Annotated in this window: 11 protein-coding genes and 1 pseudogene; 4 read left to right on the top strand and 8 right to left on the bottom strand. The window is 70.7% G+C overall.

The features are described 5' to 3' along the window. Window positions 1-105: 105 nt before the first annotated feature. The 4 genes from ACIPVB_RS03765 to ACIPVB_RS03750 all read right to left on the bottom strand — a co-directional run bounded on the left by ACIPVB_RS03765 (window position 106) and on the right by ACIPVB_RS03750 (window position 4,068). On the bottom strand, window positions 106-660 hold the full coding sequence (locus ACIPVB_RS03765) for a hypothetical protein (protein WP_400367104.1): 555 nt from the start codon (window positions 658-660) through the stop codon (window positions 106-108). Continuing rightward, window positions 657-1,004, bottom strand: coding sequence for a hypothetical protein (locus tag ACIPVB_RS03760; RefSeq protein WP_400367102.1), 348 nt, complete (start codon window positions 1,002-1,004; stop codon window positions 657-659). Before ACIPVB_RS03760 ends, ACIPVB_RS03765 begins: the two co-directional genes overlap by 4 nt. Continuing rightward, window positions 1,001-2,794, bottom strand: a complete 1,794-nt coding sequence (locus tag ACIPVB_RS03755; RefSeq protein WP_400367100.1) for a TIGR03767 family metallophosphoesterase — start codon at window positions 2,792-2,794, stop codon at window positions 1,001-1,003. Before ACIPVB_RS03755 ends, ACIPVB_RS03760 begins: the two co-directional genes overlap by 4 nt. A 71-nt stretch (window positions 2,795-2,865) precedes the next feature. Further along, on the bottom strand, window positions 2,866-4,068 hold the full coding sequence (locus ACIPVB_RS03750) for a M15 family metallopeptidase (RefSeq protein WP_400367098.1): 1,203 nt from the start codon (window positions 4,066-4,068) through the stop codon (window positions 2,866-2,868). Between the two features lie 140 nt (window positions 4,069-4,208). Here ACIPVB_RS03750 and ACIPVB_RS03745 point away from each other — a divergent pair, with 140 nt between their 5' ends. Then, window positions 4,209-5,324: an Rv2578c family radical SAM protein gene (locus ACIPVB_RS03745; protein WP_400367096.1), complete on the top strand. Its 1,116-nt coding sequence runs from the start codon at window positions 4,209-4,211 to the stop codon at window positions 5,322-5,324. Between the two features lie 413 nt (window positions 5,325-5,737). Here the strand turns inward: ACIPVB_RS03745 and ACIPVB_RS03740 are convergent, their stop codons facing one another. Next, on the bottom strand, window positions 5,738-7,957 hold the full coding sequence (locus ACIPVB_RS03740; RefSeq protein ID WP_400367094.1) for a DEAD/DEAH box helicase: 2,220 nt from the start codon (window positions 7,955-7,957) through the stop codon (window positions 5,738-5,740). 511 nt (window positions 7,958-8,468) lie between these two features. On the opposite strand from ACIPVB_RS03740, the gene ACIPVB_RS03735 reads away from it, so the two are divergent. From ACIPVB_RS03735 to ACIPVB_RS03725, 3 genes and pseudogenes are all read left to right on the top strand, one after another. Then, complete coding sequence (locus tag ACIPVB_RS03735; RefSeq protein WP_400367093.1) at window positions 8,469-9,098, top strand: antibiotic biosynthesis monooxygenase; 630 nt, start codon at window positions 8,469-8,471, stop codon at window positions 9,096-9,098. After that, the gene (locus ACIPVB_RS03730) at window positions 9,095-10,000 is read left to right on the top strand and encodes an aldose 1-epimerase family protein (protein WP_400367091.1); all 906 of its coding nucleotides are present in this window, start codon (window positions 9,095-9,097) and stop codon (window positions 9,998-10,000) included. The genes ACIPVB_RS03735 and ACIPVB_RS03730 overlap by 4 nt, the downstream gene beginning before the upstream one ends. A gap of 241 nt (window positions 10,001-10,241) precedes the next feature. Further along, window positions 10,242-10,868, top strand: a pseudogene (locus ACIPVB_RS03725) (DUF998 domain-containing protein); the annotation flags it as partial. 580 nt (window positions 10,869-11,448) lie between these two features. Here ACIPVB_RS03725 and ACIPVB_RS03720 read toward each other — a convergent pair. The 3 genes from ACIPVB_RS03720 to ACIPVB_RS03710 all read right to left on the bottom strand — a co-directional run bounded on the left by ACIPVB_RS03720 (window position 11,449) and on the right by ACIPVB_RS03710 (window position 15,513). Beyond that, window positions 11,449-14,610 carry an efflux RND transporter permease subunit gene (locus ACIPVB_RS03720; RefSeq protein WP_400367089.1) on the bottom strand — a complete coding sequence of 1,054 codons (3,162 nt, stop codon included), beginning with the start codon at window positions 14,608-14,610 and terminating at the stop codon, window positions 11,449-11,451. Between the two features lie 175 nt (window positions 14,611-14,785). Further along, on the bottom strand, window positions 14,786-15,151 hold the full coding sequence (locus ACIPVB_RS03715; RefSeq protein ID WP_400367087.1) for a fluoride efflux transporter FluC: 366 nt from the start codon (window positions 15,149-15,151) through the stop codon (window positions 14,786-14,788). Then, entirely contained in the window at window positions 15,148-15,513 is a 366-nt protein-coding gene (locus tag ACIPVB_RS03710; RefSeq protein WP_400368179.1) for a fluoride efflux transporter FluC, read from the bottom strand. Before ACIPVB_RS03710 ends, ACIPVB_RS03715 begins: the two co-directional genes overlap by 4 nt. Window positions 15,514-15,940: the final 427 nt, after the last annotated feature.

The following is a 15,940-nucleotide window of genomic DNA, read 5'->3' as shown; positions in this document are numbered from 1 at the left end:
TGCGCGACATCGGTGGCGCGCGTTGGTCAAACATAGCTCAGGGCGAATTCATCGCAAACGCATTTCTTGAACTCGGTCTGGCGCAGAGCCGGTCCGACGGCCGCGTCAGCCGCGCGTCCGCACCGCCAGCCGCGCCCACCCGCGCGCCGTCAGCACCACGAAGACCCCCGCGACGACCCACGTTACGAACGCCCCGAACGCCCCCGTGAGGAAGAGGCCGAGCACGAGCGCCGCGACCACCGCGACGACGATCGTCAGCGCGGCCGCGACGAGCAGCAGGACGGCCCGGAACGGATGCCGCCGGAAGCTGCGCGGACCGTCGAGTGCACCGGCATCCGCACCACCCGCCGGCGAGGCGACGACGAATGCCACGAGCAGGCCGACCGCCCCGGCGAGAGGCGACAGCACCGTCAGGGCGCCGACGACCACGAGGGCGACGATCACCGCGGCGAGGGCGCGGACGATCCGGGGGCGCCGGGCCCCCGGCGTCCCGACCAGCACGAGCGTCGTGGCCGAGAACGCGACGAGCGCCATCGCCGACGCGGCCGCGAGCGCGACGAACCCGACCCCCATCGCGGGAGTGAGCCCGGGGAGCACCAACAGCGCCTGCACGAGGGCGTGGACGAGCACGACCCCCGCGGCGGCCGCGGTGCGCCTCACGAGGCGACTCCGGCCGCGCGGTCGATGACCTCGCTGACGCTGCCGTCGAAGACCACCTTTGACGACACGGTCACCGTGACGCGGTCGGGGTCCGATCCCGGAGAGGAGGCCGCGACGTCATCGCCCGTGCTCGTGGTTCCCGTGCAGGCGACCGAGCCGTCATCGCCGCGTGTGCAGGTGGGAACGTCCTGCAGGGCGATGCCCTGCTCCTGCAGCACGTCGATCGTCGCGAAGCGCACCTCGGTCAGGTGGTTGCCGCCGACCGGGGCGATCGCGGCGATCTGCGAGCACCCGGCCAAGACGGCCACCGCCATCAACGGCGCGATCGACAGGAGGCGCCTCACAGCCCGCGCTCCTTCTCGTAGGCGAGCAGCCGCGCCCGCTCGGTGACGTGCTGCGCCTCGAGCTGCGCGTCCGAGATGACCGACAAGTCGAAGGGCGCGGGCAGCAGCAGTTCGGTGTTGCGGTCCAGCGGCGAGCCGCGGCGCATCAGGGGCGTCTCGGCCCAGTCGTTCGCGGCGAGTTCGCGACTGCGGCTGGCGAGGTCGGCGATCGAGCCCGACGAGCCGGGCACCGCCGGCGACGAGTGGTCCAGCACCGTCGTGAACAGCGATAGCGTGCCGTCCCGGTTGTCGACGAGCTCGACGACCTGCTGCTGCTGGGGGAAGTCGATGCACGACGCGGTCGTGATCTCCCAGAACCCGCCGGTGTCGGTGGTGTGGGCCAGGATCTGATTCAGGTGGGTATGGCCGTTGAGCCACCCCACCACCACCGGGAACTCCTGCAGCAACGCGATGAACTCCTCGGCCCCGTACAGCTTTTCGTCGGCCCCCGGTCGTGTCGCCCGGTTCTCGAGCGTGAGGCTGTTGTGGTGGCTGAAGATCAGCGCGAGCACCTGGTCGCGCTGGGCGATCTCGAGCTGCGCCCGCAGCCACCGCATCTGCGACTCGGGCACCGCGCCGTCGGGACCGGCGACCGCGTTGCAGGTGTCGAGCCCGAACGCGCGGACGCGAGGGCTGAGGTCGGCCTGCCACCACGTCTCGCCCGACGCGAGGTTCTGCGCGGTGAAGCCGTGGCCGATCGGCCCCGGGGTCGGCTGGGTGCGGAAGTGTTCGGCCATGAATTCGCGCTGCTCGAACAGGTAGCGTTCCTCGTTCGCCGGCACCTGCCGGAACCCGGGACTTCCGGATGCCAGCCCCAGCGCCGCGAGCGCCTGCGACAACACGCTCGTGCTCGATGCCCACCCCTCGAGGGCGGTGGCAGCCGTGGCATCCACCGAATACGACTTGCGCCCGCCGACGGCCAGGGCGCGCAGCTGCGGGCTGATGTCGAAGGTGCCGAGCAGCAGTGTGTCGTGATTGCCGTACACCGCATACCAGGGGGCTGGCAGGCCCACCGACTCGACCTTCGCGGCGATCGCCTGCGCGAGCAGGTCGGGCAGTCGGGGAAAGCCGTAGTCGCCGAAAGCGCCGCCGCGCGGATCGCCCGGACGATACGCCCAGGTCGCCTCGCTCCAGGCCTGCACCCCCTGCCATTCCGGTCCGCCGGTGGCGGGGTCGACGGCCAGGCCGTCCATCAGGTCGATGTACCAGCGCAGCTCGAGGTGGGAGTGCATGTCGGCGCTGTCGCCTGTGACGATCGCCGCGCTCATCGGGGCTCCGGTGAGCGGGCTGTACCGCGCGTCCGAGAACCCCTGCACCATCGCCGCGGTCGCGTGCGGACTGAGCGGGTCCTGCGGGTGGAAGGCCGAGCCCCACGCCGAATGGTCCTGCACGATCATGGGTTCGATGCGCGCCGGCGACTGCGCCTCGATCACGTGCAGGTCGGAGAGGTGGCCGAGGTACAGCAGCGACCGCCGGGCTGCGGTGCGGGCGGCCGACGGTGCCCGCCGCAGCACGTCGGTGCGGGGCAGGTACGGCTCGCCCGGTCCGGTCGTCAGCGCGCGGTAGCGCCCTGAGACGAGGCTCCCCTGACGGATGGTCTGCTGCAGGGTGGTGGGGATGCCGGCGGCGAGGGCTCCGGGCGCGGTGGCGGCGCGCGCGGATGCGGCCGCGAGCGTGTCGAGTCCGATCCCCGTCGCGGCGGCGGCGGCAGCGGCGACGTGGAGGAACTGACGACGGGACAGTCCGGTCACGAGGTCTTCCGTTCGGGCGGAGGAGGGACTCGAATCTAGCGCCTCGGCGCCTCGGCCGTCGAGCGTGCCGCTCAGTAGGTCGGGGCCGCCGGAAGGCCGAAGAACTCCTCGAGGGTCGTGTAGCCGCCCTCGTGATACGCGCGCGCCAGTTCGGGACCGATGTAGCGCTGATGCCAGGCCTCGGGTTCGTAGCCGCTGACGCTCTCGCGCCCCTCGGCGTACCGCGTGATGAAGCCGAACTCCCACGCGTGCTCGCGCACCCACGCTCCCTGGGGCGAAGCCGCGACGTCGTCAAGAGTTCCGCAGGAGCCGTCGCAGGGCACGATGTCGACGGCCAGACCCGACTGGTGCTCGCTGAACCCCGGGCGGGCGCTCTCGCGGTCGGCCTCGGCGACTCCACCGACCGCGACGCGGCCGGCGTACGTGGACTGTTGCGTGGTGTAGGAGCGGAACGCACTGAGGTAGCCGATCTCACCCGCCCCCGCGTCGGACGCCGCCTTCACCATCGCGGTCAGAGCGTTCGCCGCCGCCGCGCGCAGGGCCGAGTCTTCGAGAGCGCGGACGTTCTGCGGCATGACCAGGTCGCCCGCACGGTAGTCGAGCGGGTCGAGCGGGCGCTGCTTGTTCACCACGACCCACTCGCGGTTCGGGTCGCTCAACGAGACGCACGGGGCGATTCCGGATGCCACCGCCGCACGGAACGCGCTCCCCCCGCCTGCGGCCGCGAGGGCCGCCGCGTCGTCCCCGGCCGCGAGGGCCGCGGCGAACGCGGGGTCGTCGCACGGGGTCGCGGTGGCGGCGACGGCCGACACCTCGGGCACGGGCAGCCCCGCGTCGGGGACGGCGGGGGGCCCTGCGGCGACGGCGGCGGTCAGGGCGGAATCGTCGACGGTGGCGGATGCCGTGGCATCCGCCCCGGATCCGGCCACCGTGCCGATGACGAGAGCGGAACCGATGAGGATCGCGGTCGCGGACCCGGCGGCGATCGCGAGCCGGCGACGACGACGCGCGGGCAGGGACGCCAGGGTCGCGCCGGCGGCGCGCAGGCGTTCGAGGACGCCGGGGCGAGGGTCACCGGATGCCGGCAGCGGCGCTCGTCCGACGCCGGGCGACACGGCGATCGCGCCCGTCGCGGCTTCGCGCAGCTGTCGGCGCGTCGTGGGTTCGGCGGGTGCCGGCGGTGCGACCGGCAGAGAGAGCGCCGCCGTCGCGAGACGCTCGGCCTCGGCGCGCGCGGCGCGGCGGGGCGAGAGCTCGGGATCGGGGGACGTCACTCGACCCATTCTCTCCCGCGCGCCCGCCCGGGTCGACCCCCGCCGGGTGAATCTGCCCCCGGCGACCGGGTGAACGGCCGGCCTTCGAAGGTGAGGCCAACGCGCTTGCATCCGAGTAGAACATGTGTTCGACTATCGGCATGAGATGGCAGGGACAGCAGTTGGGCGTCGACGACGCGGCGGCGCTGCCCGGCCTGGAACGCATGGACGGCCTGGTGCGGTCAGTGACCACGCCCGAGTTCGCCGACATGACGTTCCACGAGGTGCTGTGCAAGAGCGCGCTGAACCGCGTGCCCGGTGCATCGGCCATGCCGTTCGACTGGACGGTGAATCCATATCGGGGCTGCGGTCATCAATGTGTCTATTGCTTCGCCCGCAAGACCCACGAGTATCTCGATCTCGACTACGGGGCGGACTTCGACTCGCAGATCGTGGTCAAGATCAATGTCGCCGACGTGCTGCGCACCGAACTCCGACGCGGTTCATGGGCACGCGAACCCGTCATGCTCGGCACGAACACCGACCCCTACCAGCGGGCCGAGGGCCGCTACCGGCTCATGCCCGACATCATCGGCGCCCTCACCGAGAACGCGACGCCCTTCTCGATCCTCACCAAAGGGACGCTCCTTCGTCGCGATCTCCCCCTGCTGACCGAAGCGGCCCAGCACGTCAGGGTGTCGCTGGCGATGTCCATCGCGGTTTTCGACGACGCGCTGCAGCACGCCATCGAGCCGGGCACACCGAGCGCCGAGGCACGACTCGAGACGGTGCGCGCCGCGACGGCGGCCGGATTCCGGGTGACGGTGTTCCTCATGCCGATCCTCCCCCACCTCACCGACTCCATCCCCGCGCTGGACGACGCCCTCGCGCGCATCCGCGCCGCGGGTGCCGCACGCGTCGTCTACGGGGCGCTGCACCTGCGGCCGGGGGCGAAGCAGTGGTTCCTGCAGTGGCTCGAACGCGAGCACCCGCACCTGGTGTCGTCGTACCGGGGGCTTTACCCGGGCGTTGCGTCTCAGGCGCCCAAGGCGTACCGCACGTGGCTCGGGCGGCGGATGCAACCACTGCTGCGGATGCACAGACTCGACGGGTGGGACGAGGACGACCACCCCCGGGGCCGCCCGCAACCGGGCCTCGCCGCCCGCTCGGCTGGGCAGGTCGTCGCCCCGCGCGGCCAGGGACCCGTGCGGACCACCGGGGGAACGGCATCCACTCGCCCGCGCGTGGCACCCGCGAGCGAGCCGACGCTCTTCTGACACCGCACGCGCCACCGTTCATCGGCGCCATTTCGCACGACTCAACGCACGCCGCAACACATCAGCGCCACCGACCCGCCGCCACCGCCGCCTCCCTTCTCTCTCCCTCTCCCGCGCTTCATCGGCGCCAAATGGCACCACCCAACGCGTCGCACAACACTTTGACGCCACCGAATGCCCCCTCCCCCGCCGCCGCCTCGCTCGACGCGCCATCCCTTCTCCCTCCCCCCGCGCTTCATCGGCGCCAAATAGCACCACCCAACGCGTCTCACGACACTTTGACGCCGTTGAAAATCACGCGGGGGGCGACGAGCGACGAGCGACGAGCGATGAGTGACCGGCGGAAGCATCGTCGGGAAGCGCGCGAAAGCCCCCGCCCGCGGTGACGCGGACGGGGGCTTTCTCGGGTGGGATTACGCCGTGACGTTCGAGAGCTGTCGACCCGACAGCTCCTCGAGCACGTCGTCGCCCAGCTGGGTCTCTTCGAAAGGTGCCTCGATCTCAGCGCGATCGAGCAGCTCGGTCATGCGACGGCGACGCTGACGCGTGATCAGCGTGACGACGGTGCCCGCGCGACCCGCGCGACCGGTACGGCCCGAGCGGTGCAGGTACGTCTTGTATTCGTCGGGAGCATCGGCCTGGATGACCAGGTCGATGTCGTCGACGTGGATGCCACGGGCGGCGACGTCGGTGGCCACGAGCACGTTCACGCGACCCGAGGTGAGCTTCTCGAGGTTGCGCGTGCGCTTCTGCTGGTTGAGATCACCGTGTAGCGCGACCGCAGCGATGCCCGCGTCGTCGAACTGCTCGGCGAGCATCTCGGCGTACGCGCGGGTGCGGGCGAAGACGAGCGTCTTGCCCTCGCGATCGACCAGCGAATCGAGGATCTGCGCCTTGTCGCGGTGCTCGATCACGAGCACGCGGTGCTCGATGGTGCTCGAGTCCTGATCCTCACCGGCGACCTCGTAGACGGCGGGCTCGACGAGGAACTCGTCGACGAGTGCGGCGACCTCGCGGTCGAGCGTCGCCGAGAACAGCAGCTTCTGGCTGCCCTTCTTGGTCGCGCGCAGGATGCGCTGCACCGGCTCGAGGAAGCCGAGCTCGCACATGTGGTCGGCCTCGTCGAGCACGGCCACCTGCACCTGGGAGAGGTCGAGCTTGCCCTGGTTGAGCAGGTCTTCGATGCGTCCGGGAGTGCCGATGATGATGTCGACGCCCTTCTTCAGCGCGCCCACCTGGCGCGCCTGGGGCACGCCGCCGTAGATCTGCGTGGTGAAGAGGCCGACGCTGCGCGCGATGGCCTGAACCGTCCGGTCGATCTGCAGAGCGAGCTCGCGCGTGGGGGCGAGGATCAGCGCCTTGGGGGCACGGGCGAACTCGCGGCGCTGACCGGCCTGGGAGCGCAGGATGCTCTCGACGAGCGGGGCGCCGAAGGCGATGGTCTTGCCCGAGCCGGTGCGACCGCGGGCGAGGACGTCGCGGCCCTCGAGGATCGGGGCGACGGTGGCCGCCTGGATCGGGAAGGGCTTGTCGGCACCCAGGCCGGCGAGCGCACGGACGATGTTGTCGCCCAGGCCCAGCTCGGCGAAGCCGGCGCCGGTCACGGTCGCGGCATCCACCGCTTCGGCCTGCAGACGCTCGTGCACGACGTCTACGCGCTGCTCGTGCTCGGCGGAGCGCTGGGGGGCGTTCCAGTCACTGCGGTTGGGGGCGTCTGAACGGCGCGGGCGGTCGTCGAACGAGCGCGCGGGGCGCTCACCGGCGTCACGACGGGGACGCTCGTCACGGTCGAACGAACGCGCGGGACGATCGTTGCGGTCGAACGAACGGGCGGGACGGTCACCGGCGTCACGACGGGGACGCTCGTCACGGTCGAACGAACGCGCGGGGCGATCGTTGCGATCGAACGAACGGGCGGGACGCTCGTTGCGATCGAACGAACGGGCGGGGCGATCGTTGCGGTCGAACGAACGCGCGGGACGCTCACCGGCGTCACGACGGGGACGCTCGTCACGATCGAACGAACGCGCGGGACGCTCGCTCCGGTCGAACGAACGAGCGGGGCGATCGTCGCGATCGAACGAACGCGCGGGACGCTCGCTCCGGTCGAACGAACGGGCGGGACGCTCGCTCCGGTCGAACGAACGCGCGGGACGGTCGCTCCGGTCGAACGAACGAGCCGGGCGATCGTTGCGGTCGAACGAACGCGCGGGACGCTCACCGGCGTCACGACGGGGACGCTCGTCACGATCGAACGAACGAGCCGGACGGTCGCTGCGGTCGAACGAACGCGCGGGACGCTGACCAGCGTCACGACGGGGACGCTCGTCACGATCGAACGAACGGGCCGGACGGTCCTCGAAGGAGCGGGCCGGACGGTCGTCGCGGGCCGAGGTGCGGATGGTGCGGGCCTCGTCGCGACCGGCACGCTCCGACGGGCTCCAGCGACGCTTGTCGGGCGCGGCGTCGGCCTCGGGGCGATAGCCGCGGTGGCCGGGGCTCTTGCTGCCGGGCTTGCCGGCGGTGTCCGCGCCGGGGCGACGCTTGCGGTCCTGGAAAGAGGTCTGAGCGCCGTAGCGGGGCTCGAAGTTCTTGGCGGCGCGCCCGCCGGCGGGCTTCTTGTTCTTGGGCATGGGGGACTTCCTGGGTTCTGTTCGCGCGAAACAGCGACACCGCTCGTGGCGGTGAGAACCCGGACATCCGTCGGCCGGGGGCCATTTCAGTGATGGTCGAGGCCGCGATCGCGTCCTGTCCATCGGCCCCTTGGACTCACAAACCCATCCGCGCATCACGCACGGTGTCCAGAGCCGACCGCCCTACGTTACCGGTCACGCCTGGGAATGGCATCCACGCCCCTCCCCCAGTCACGAGAACAGGAGACCACCTCCGGAACAGGCCGATACGCCCTCGAACGGCCTGTTCCCGTGACATCCCCTGTTCTCATCGCCACGACATGCCGGCCCCCACACCGTCCGCACGCTCCACCGTCGACCCGCAGCGCCCCACGCAGCAGTAACCAGAACAGGAAGGTGCGACCAGAACAGGCCGGTACATTCCCGAACGGCCTGTTCTCGTGGCATCCCCTGTTCTCATCCCCCGAGGACGGGATGCCGCCCGACCCGGCACGTCGACGAAAATGGAACCATGGCAGACACCGACGCCCACCCCATCACGGTGGCGATCGAGCGGCGCATCGACCCGACGCGCACCGCCGAAGCGACCTCCTGGATGCAGGCCGGCACCGACCTCGCGACCGCCTTCCCGGGCTTCCTCGGCTCGGGGTGGGTGCGCGCGGGCGAGGACAGCGACCTCTGGTACATGCTGTATCGCTTCCGCGACATCACCACGCTCGAGGAGTGGGAGAGCTCCTCGCAACGCCGCTGGTGGCTGGACTCGGGGCGCCCGTTCGCCCGCGAAGAGCGCAGCGAGCGCCGCACCGGCATCGAGGGATGGTTCGACGCCCCGCACGGGTCGGTTCTGGAGGCGGCGACGACGGATGCCGGGACTCAGCCGATCCAGCAACCCGTGCCCCCCGCACCCCCGCGGTGGAAGCAGGCGGTCACGATCTGGGTGGGCTTCTTCCCGACGAATCTGCTCGCGTCGTGGCTGCTCGGTTTCGTGCCGGGCTTCGCGGAGGTCCCGCTGGTCCTGCGCGTGCTCGCGACGACCCTTCTGCTCACCCCCGTCATGACCTACGCGGTCCTGCCGTGGGTCACCCGCCTGCTGCGGCCGTGGCTGCAGCGCCCGCCCCGCATTCGAAAGGCCCGCTCATGACCGCCGACCCCACCGGCATCCGCTTCACCCTGTCCGGGGCGCACTCGTCCGCCCAGATCGCCCAGGTGGGCGCGGCCCTGCGCGCGCTCACGGTGGGCGGGGTCGATCTGGTGCCGCGCTATCGCGACGACGTGCCCACACCCGCGGCATCCGGTGTCGTTCTGGTCCCGTGGCCCAACCGCATCCGCGACGGGCGGTACTCCTTCGCCGGAGAGGACCTCCAGCTCGCGATCAGCGAGCCGAAGTTCGGCAACGCCAGCCACGGCCTGTTGCGCTTCGGCACCTACCAGCCGGTGGAGCAGTCCGACGAGCACCTCGTGCTCACCGCCGACGTCGTCCCGCAGACCGGGTATCCGTTCCATCTGCGGACGCGCGTGACCTACACCCTCGCGGACGACGGCATCGGGGTGACCCATGAGATCGAGAACGTCGGCGCGCGGACGGCGCCCGTGGCCCTCGGGGTGCACCCCTACGTGCAGATCGGCGGCGTCGACACCGCCGACCTCATCGTGCGTTCGACGGGCACGACGACCCTGACGATGGACGAGCGCAACATCCCCGTCGACGAGGTCCCCGTCGGACCGGGCACCGACCTGCGCGCGGGCGTGCGCCTGGGCGACACCTCGCTCGACAACGGGTATCGGGGCCTGGAACGGGATGCCGCGGGCCGCGCGGTGCACACCCTCACCGCCCCCGATGGCCGGCGTCTGGAGCTGTGGCAGGACGAGGGTTTCCGCTGGGCGCAGGTGTTCACGACGGACCGCTACCCCGGACACCCGCTCGCGGTGGCGATCGAGCCGATGACGGCGCCCGCGAACGCCTTCGCGTCGGGAATCGACCTGGACACGCTGGAATGCGGCGAGATCCTTCGACGGGAATGGGGAATCCGTCTGGTCGAGTGAAGCGGCCTTGTCCCCCAAATGGGGGACAAAGAATTGCGCATATGATCTGGGAAATTGCCGGACAAGCCCTTTCCTTTGAAGGCGGCGCGAACGATACCATGTGGCCTGACGGTTTCCGTCAAGGCCGGGGGCGGCAAAGGACCAACGTTTCCCTCGGTTTTTACCCGAACGAGCCGACGGGGGCCGAGGGTCCCGCGATGAGGGGGGATCCCCGTTCCGTCTGAAGGAAAGATCCCCCATCATGAGCAGCGCGCTCCGCTCCGCCGTCCCCGCCTTCCCCGTGATGCCGAATCTCACCGGAGTCGCGCGTCGACTGCGGACGCTCCCGTCACTGCACGTGGGCGCGGCGGCGCTGATCGTGCTGGTCGGCGGGCTGCTGCTTTCGATCGCGACGACGAGCGACCCGTTGTGGTGGCACCTGCACTTCAGCCAGCTCGGGATCTTCGGTGACCTGTCGAGCGCATTCTTCAACAGCACGCTCAAGGTCAGCGGAATGATCGTCGTGGTCTTCGCCTTCTGCGTGCGCCGGGACGTCGCACGATTGGGCCGCGGTCCGGTCCGCCGCGGCGCGGCGACCGTCGCATGCATCTGCCTGAATGTGGTCGGAGTGAACCTCGCCCTCGTCGGATGCATTCCTCTGAATACCGACAAAGACCTCCACGACCGCGTGGCCGGATCCATGGTCCTCGGATTCCTCGCTCTGCTGATCAGCGCCCCGATCATGTTCAACCGCCTCGGCAAGCGCATGGCCGTCAGCACCGGTATCGCGACCGTGTGGCTGGTCATCTCGATCGTGCTGTTCGTCACGGCGACGATCAACCTCGCTCTGTTCGAGACGATCTCGTGCACCGCGATGTTCGCGTGGTCGGGCATGTTCACGCACGTGCTCGCCTCGAGCGCCGCGAAGGCGACCGTCCGCGATGGGAGCGTGCCCGCCAACCACCTCGCGCCGCGCCGCACTCGTCGCCCCCTGTCGACCCGCCGCCCGCGCACGCCCGTCCGCCCCTCGGCATCCCGTCCCACTGCCGCTCGCCCCTCGGCTGCCCGCCCCGCGGCATCCCGCCCCATCGCCGCTCGCCTCGTGACGTCTCGCCCGAGCGCGGCTCGCCCCACGGGCGCCGGTCTCGCGGCCGCAGGGCGAGGGGTCATCGCACCACGAGTCGCCCCGCATCTCTCCACCGCGGGGACGACGACGTCCGCACGGCCCCGGATCGCCGCCGCTCCGCCCCGCACCGCCATCGCGGGGAGCGTGTCAGCGCGGCCGGCGGCCCCGGCATCCGCTTTCTCGTCCGCGCCGGTGCGAACCCAACCTGCCCGGGACCGGAGCGACCGCGCCGACACCCGCCGGCACATGCCCACCGCGCACGGCCCGCATCGCGCGCCCGTTCGCAGCCTCGCACCTCACCGGAACGCCACCCACCCGCGTCCCGTCACCGGCTCACGCCGCGTCAGTGCTTCTCGCGCAGCTCTCGTCGGCTCAACGGGTGACCGTCCTCGGCGATCGGTTCGACCGGCTCGACGTCCTGCGACGCCCTCCGTTCCCGCCGTCGCTCAGTGGCCCCTTCGATGAGGTTGTAGAGCGTCGGCAGCACCAGCAGCGTCAGGAAGGTCGACGACACCAGGCCGCCGATCACGACGACCGCGAGGGGCTGCGAGATGAAGCCGCCGTGGCCGGTGATCCCCAGCGCCATCGGGACGAGCGCGAAGATGGCCGCGAGAGCCGTCATCAGGATCGGGCGCAGTCGTCGCGCACCACCCACGATGGTCGCGTCGCGGACGCTCAGTCCGCGCGCCCGGTACTGGTTGACCAGGTCGATCAGCACGATGGCGTTGGTCACGACGATGCCGACGAGCATCAGTGCGCCGATCATGCCCGCGACCCCCAGGGGAACACCGGTGATCAGCAGCATCAGGATCGCCCCGGTCGCCGCGAACGGCACCGAGACCAGCAGTTCCAGCGGCTGACGCAACGACTTGAACGTCGCCACCATCACGACGTAGACGATGAGGATCGCCACCAGCAGGGCCAGGCCGAGCTGTCCGAAGGCGTCCTGCTGATCGGTGACGACACCGCCGACCTCCGCCGTGGCACCCTCGGGCAGCTGCACGTCGGTGAGCGCCGCGGCGACCGACGCCGATGAGCTGCCGAGGTCGTCCGAGGTGGGGGTGACGGTGATGGATGCCGTGCGCAGCCCGCGCGACGTGGTGATGGACGGCGGGGTCTGACTCTGCTCGACCGTGGCGATCTCGTCCAGTCGCAGGGTGCCGGCGGCACTGGGGATCTCCAGGGCGCGCAGGTCGTCGATGGTCGCGGGCGGGTTGGCCGATGCCAGGTAGACCGTGACGCCCCGTCCGTCGATCTCGACCGTCCCGGCCTGGCGCGGCTGCTGCGCAGCCGTGACGAGCGCACCCACGGCGCGTTCGGACAGTCCGCGCTCGGCCGCGGCGTCGCGGTCCACCCGGACCGAGACGAACGGCAGCGAGGACGAGAGGCTGCTGGTGACCTGTCCGATGCCCTCGCGTCCGTCGAGGCCGGCGACGACCGCGTCGCTCGCCTGCTGCAGCGCCTGACCGTCGGGCGCGGTGACGTCGACGGTGATGTCGGTGGAGCCGAAGCCGCCGCCGGATGCGGCCACCTCGATCTCTCCGGCATCCGTCAGCGCGTCGAGCGCGGTGCGCACGCGCTCGCGCAGCTCGACCTGGTCGGCTCCCGACTCCGAGGTGATCGAGTAGGTGATGCCCGTTCCGCCGCCCGAGAAGGCATCGCGCAGCGCCGAGCCGCTCGAGCCGATCGAGGTCTGGATGGTCTGCACGCCCTCGGTGTCCAGCAGCACGGCTTCGACCTTCTGGGCGGCGGCGTCCTCGGCATCCAGGCTGGGGGCCGAGCCGATGTTCTGCGTCACGGTGAAGGTGTTCTGACCGGAGTCGCCGAGGAAGTCGGTCTTCAGCAGCGGCACCGCCGCGAGCGTGCCGCCGAGCACGAGCACGGCGAGGCCGAGGGTGACCCACGAGTGCTTCAGCGTCCAACGGAGCACCGGAACGTAGGCCTTCTGCAGGCGCGTGGGGGGCGCGTCGGGCGCTTCGGGGTCGACCGCGTTGCCCTCGGCGTCGCGAACGACCGTGCCGGGCCTGAGGAACCACGACGCGAGCACGGGGACGATCGTCAGCGACACCAGCAGCGACGCGGTCATGGCGATGGTCACCGTGAGCGAGAACGGCCGGAACAGCTCGCCCGTCACGTCGCCGACGAAGGCGATCGGCAGGAACACCGCTACCGAGGTGATCGTGGATGCCGTGATCGCGGCCGCGACCTCGCGCACCGCGCGGATGATCGTCGGGATCTTCTCGGCGTCGCCGACGTAGTGACGCTTGATGTTCTCGATCACGACGATGGAGTCGTCGACGACGCGGCCGATCGCGATCGTGAGGGCGCCGAGGGTCAGGATGTTCAGCGAGTAGCCGAAGGCCTGCAGGCCCACGAAGGTGATGAGCACGCTCGTGGGGATGGAGATGGCCGTGACCAGGGTCGAACGCACCGAGAGCAGGAACACCAGGATGACGATGACCGCGAAGACGAGGCCCAGAAGGCCCTCCTGCGCGAGGGCCTCGATGGACTGCGTCACGAACGGCGCCTGATCGAAGACGACGGTGAAGGTCGCCCCCTCGCCGAGCTGCGACTCGAGGGCGGGGAGGGCGGCCAGCACACCGCGCGACACATCGACCGTGTTGGCCGCGGGCAGCTTGGTGACGGCGATGGTGAGGGCCGGCTGGCCGTCGACCCGCGAGAGGGTCGTGACGGGATCGCTCTGCAGCTGCACCGACGCGACGTCGGCGATCGTGGTGGCCCCCGCCTGCTGCTGCGCGGCGTCGGTGGGCACGAGCGGGAGTGCGGAGATCTCGTCGACGCTGGTGAGTTTCGCACCCGTCTGCACGGTGAGGGTCTGATCGCCCTCGGTGAGCGAGCCACCGGGGAACAGGACGCCGTTGGCGTCGAGGGCGTCGGTGATCGCCTGCTGGCTGAACCCGCGCTCGGCGAGCTGCGCCGTGTCGGGCGTGATAGTCACGCGCTGGCCGGTGCCGCCGACGATCTGGGCGCCGTTGACGCCGTCCACGTCCTCGAGCTCGGGGATGACGCTGTTCTGCAGCACGGACTGGGTGGCCTGGGCATCGCTGAATCCGGTGACGGCGAGCTGGATGACGGGGAAGTCGTCGATGCTGGCCGAGGCGACCGTGGTGTCGGCGGACTCGGGCAGCTGGTCGTCGATGCGCGCGATCGCGGCGAGGATCTTCTGCTGGGCCGCGGCGAGATCCGTGCCGTACGTGAACGACGCCGAGACGATCGAGGAGTTGGTCGTGCTGGTCGCCGTGGTCGACTCGAGGCCTTCCACGCCGCGGATCGCGCTCTCGATCGGGGTCGACACGTCGGCCTCGACGACCTCGGGAGAGGCGCCCGGGTAGGTCGTGATCACGGCGAGCTGGGGGAACTCGATCGACGGGATGAGCTCCTGCTTGAGGCTGGTCAGCGCGAGCCCGCCGAAGATCGCGGCGACGATCGTCACCAGGGCGATCAGGGCGCGGTTCTTCAGACTCAGAACGGCCAGATACGACACGGAGCACCCTTCGGGGATCGAGATTTCGATACAGAGATGTATCGGAGCAAGTATCCCACGCACGTCGGACTCCGGGCCGGGCGCACCGCAACGCCTCCCGGAAATTCCAGTGTCCAGGACCGAGGTCCCTCAGCTTGTCAAAGGGACCGGAACCAGCCTCCTCCGCGCGGACGCCTCAGAACAGAGACCCGAGCCCCAGCCCCGCCGCCGCTGCGACCACCGACCCCGCGAACGAGACCACCGCGTACGCTGTCGCCGCGCGGGTCCGCCCCTCCTCGGCCAGCAACACCGTCGTCACCGCGACCGCGCTGAACGTCGTGTACCCGCCCAGCAGGCCGGTCCCGATGATCCAGCGCCACGCTTCGTCGGCCGGGAGCATGCTCAGGATGCCGAGCACGAGGGCCCCGGTGAGGTTGACGAGGAGGATCCCCCACGGGAATCGCTCGCCTGTCACGCGTCGCACCCCCGTGTCGATCACGTACCGCAGGGCCGCTCCAATACCGCCCGCGACGGCCACGGCCACGAAGACGAGGGGCGTCATCGCTGCCTCCGCCCGCCGCGGCCGAGCAGCAGCCCGCCCCAGGCGGCCCCGGTACCGAGCACCACGGACCCGATGCCCCACCACAACAGGCCCGGTCCCGCCGCCTCGACGGCGAGCGCGCTGTAGGTGGTGAAACCGCCGAGCACGCCGGTGCCGAGGAACAACTGCACGCGCTGCGCGCGCGAGGATCCCGGCATCCGGGATCGCCACCCGAACAGGATGCCGATCAGGAACGCTCCGAGCACGTTGATGAGGGGCACGAGCGCGGGGCCGAGTCCATCGCCGACGCCAAGGGTGAGGCCCGCGCGCACGGCTGTACCGATCGCGCCGCCCACGGCGACAAGGATGACGTCGCGCCACATGCTCACCGCGCCACCCTACGCCGGGTTTTCGCGGTGTGGCGGACGCGTCGAGGTACCCCGGTCGTCATGCGCCGTTCCATGATGATGCGAGCTCTCCGCGGCGAAGTGGCCCTGGGACGTGGTGCGAAAGGGGTGCCCAAACTTGCGACCCCGGCGTTGCTTCGCGAGCGAGTTCTTTACTCGAGACCAGGCGAGGTTGTGGCTCAGACGGTTGTGGCCTGCGTGAGCGGCTGTGCGGTGGGGGTGCTCTTCGCGCTCGGAGGGGCTCGCTTCCCCGTCCTGTGGGCGACGCTGCTGATCGCGATCAGCACCGTCGGCTCCTCCCTCTGGTACGCCGTGCTCTTCCGCCAAATGCGTCGCCGGATGGAGGCGAGCTCGAGGCAGGATTCGCGCCCGGAGATCCTTAGCGGTGTGCGAACCCGGTCGG

Origin of the sequence: Microbacterium sp. NPDC090007 (genome assembly GCF_044748345.1) — a bacterium.
Taxonomy (GTDB): domain Bacteria; phylum Actinomycetota; class Actinomycetes; order Actinomycetales; family Microbacteriaceae; genus Microbacterium.
The sequence above is the reverse complement of the archived record's forward strand: the minus strand, read 5'-3'. Positions and strand labels throughout refer to the sequence as shown.

What these genes read in the sequence shown, in the direction of transcription:
- ACIPVB_RS03745 (WP_400367096.1), top strand. Translation starts at nt 4,209, where the DNA reads ATGAGATGGCAGGGACAGCAGTTGGGCGTCGACGACGCGGCGGCGCTG.
- ACIPVB_RS03740 (WP_400367094.1), bottom strand. Translation starts at nt 7,957, where the DNA reads ATGCCCAAGAACAAGAAGCCCGCCGGCGGGCGCGCCGCCAAGAACTTC.
- ACIPVB_RS03710 (WP_400368179.1), bottom strand. Translation starts at nt 15,513, where the DNA reads ATGTGGCGCGACGTCATCCTTGTCGCCGTGGGCGGCGCGATCGGTACA.
- ACIPVB_RS03735 (WP_400367093.1), top strand. Translation starts at nt 8,469, where the DNA reads ATGGCAGACACCGACGCCCACCCCATCACGGTGGCGATCGAGCGGCGC.
- ACIPVB_RS03730 (WP_400367091.1), top strand. Translation starts at nt 9,095, where the DNA reads ATGACCGCCGACCCCACCGGCATCCGCTTCACCCTGTCCGGGGCGCAC.
- ACIPVB_RS03715 (WP_400367087.1), bottom strand. Translation starts at nt 15,151, where the DNA reads ATGACGCCCCTCGTCTTCGTGGCCGTGGCCGTCGCGGGCGGTATTGGA.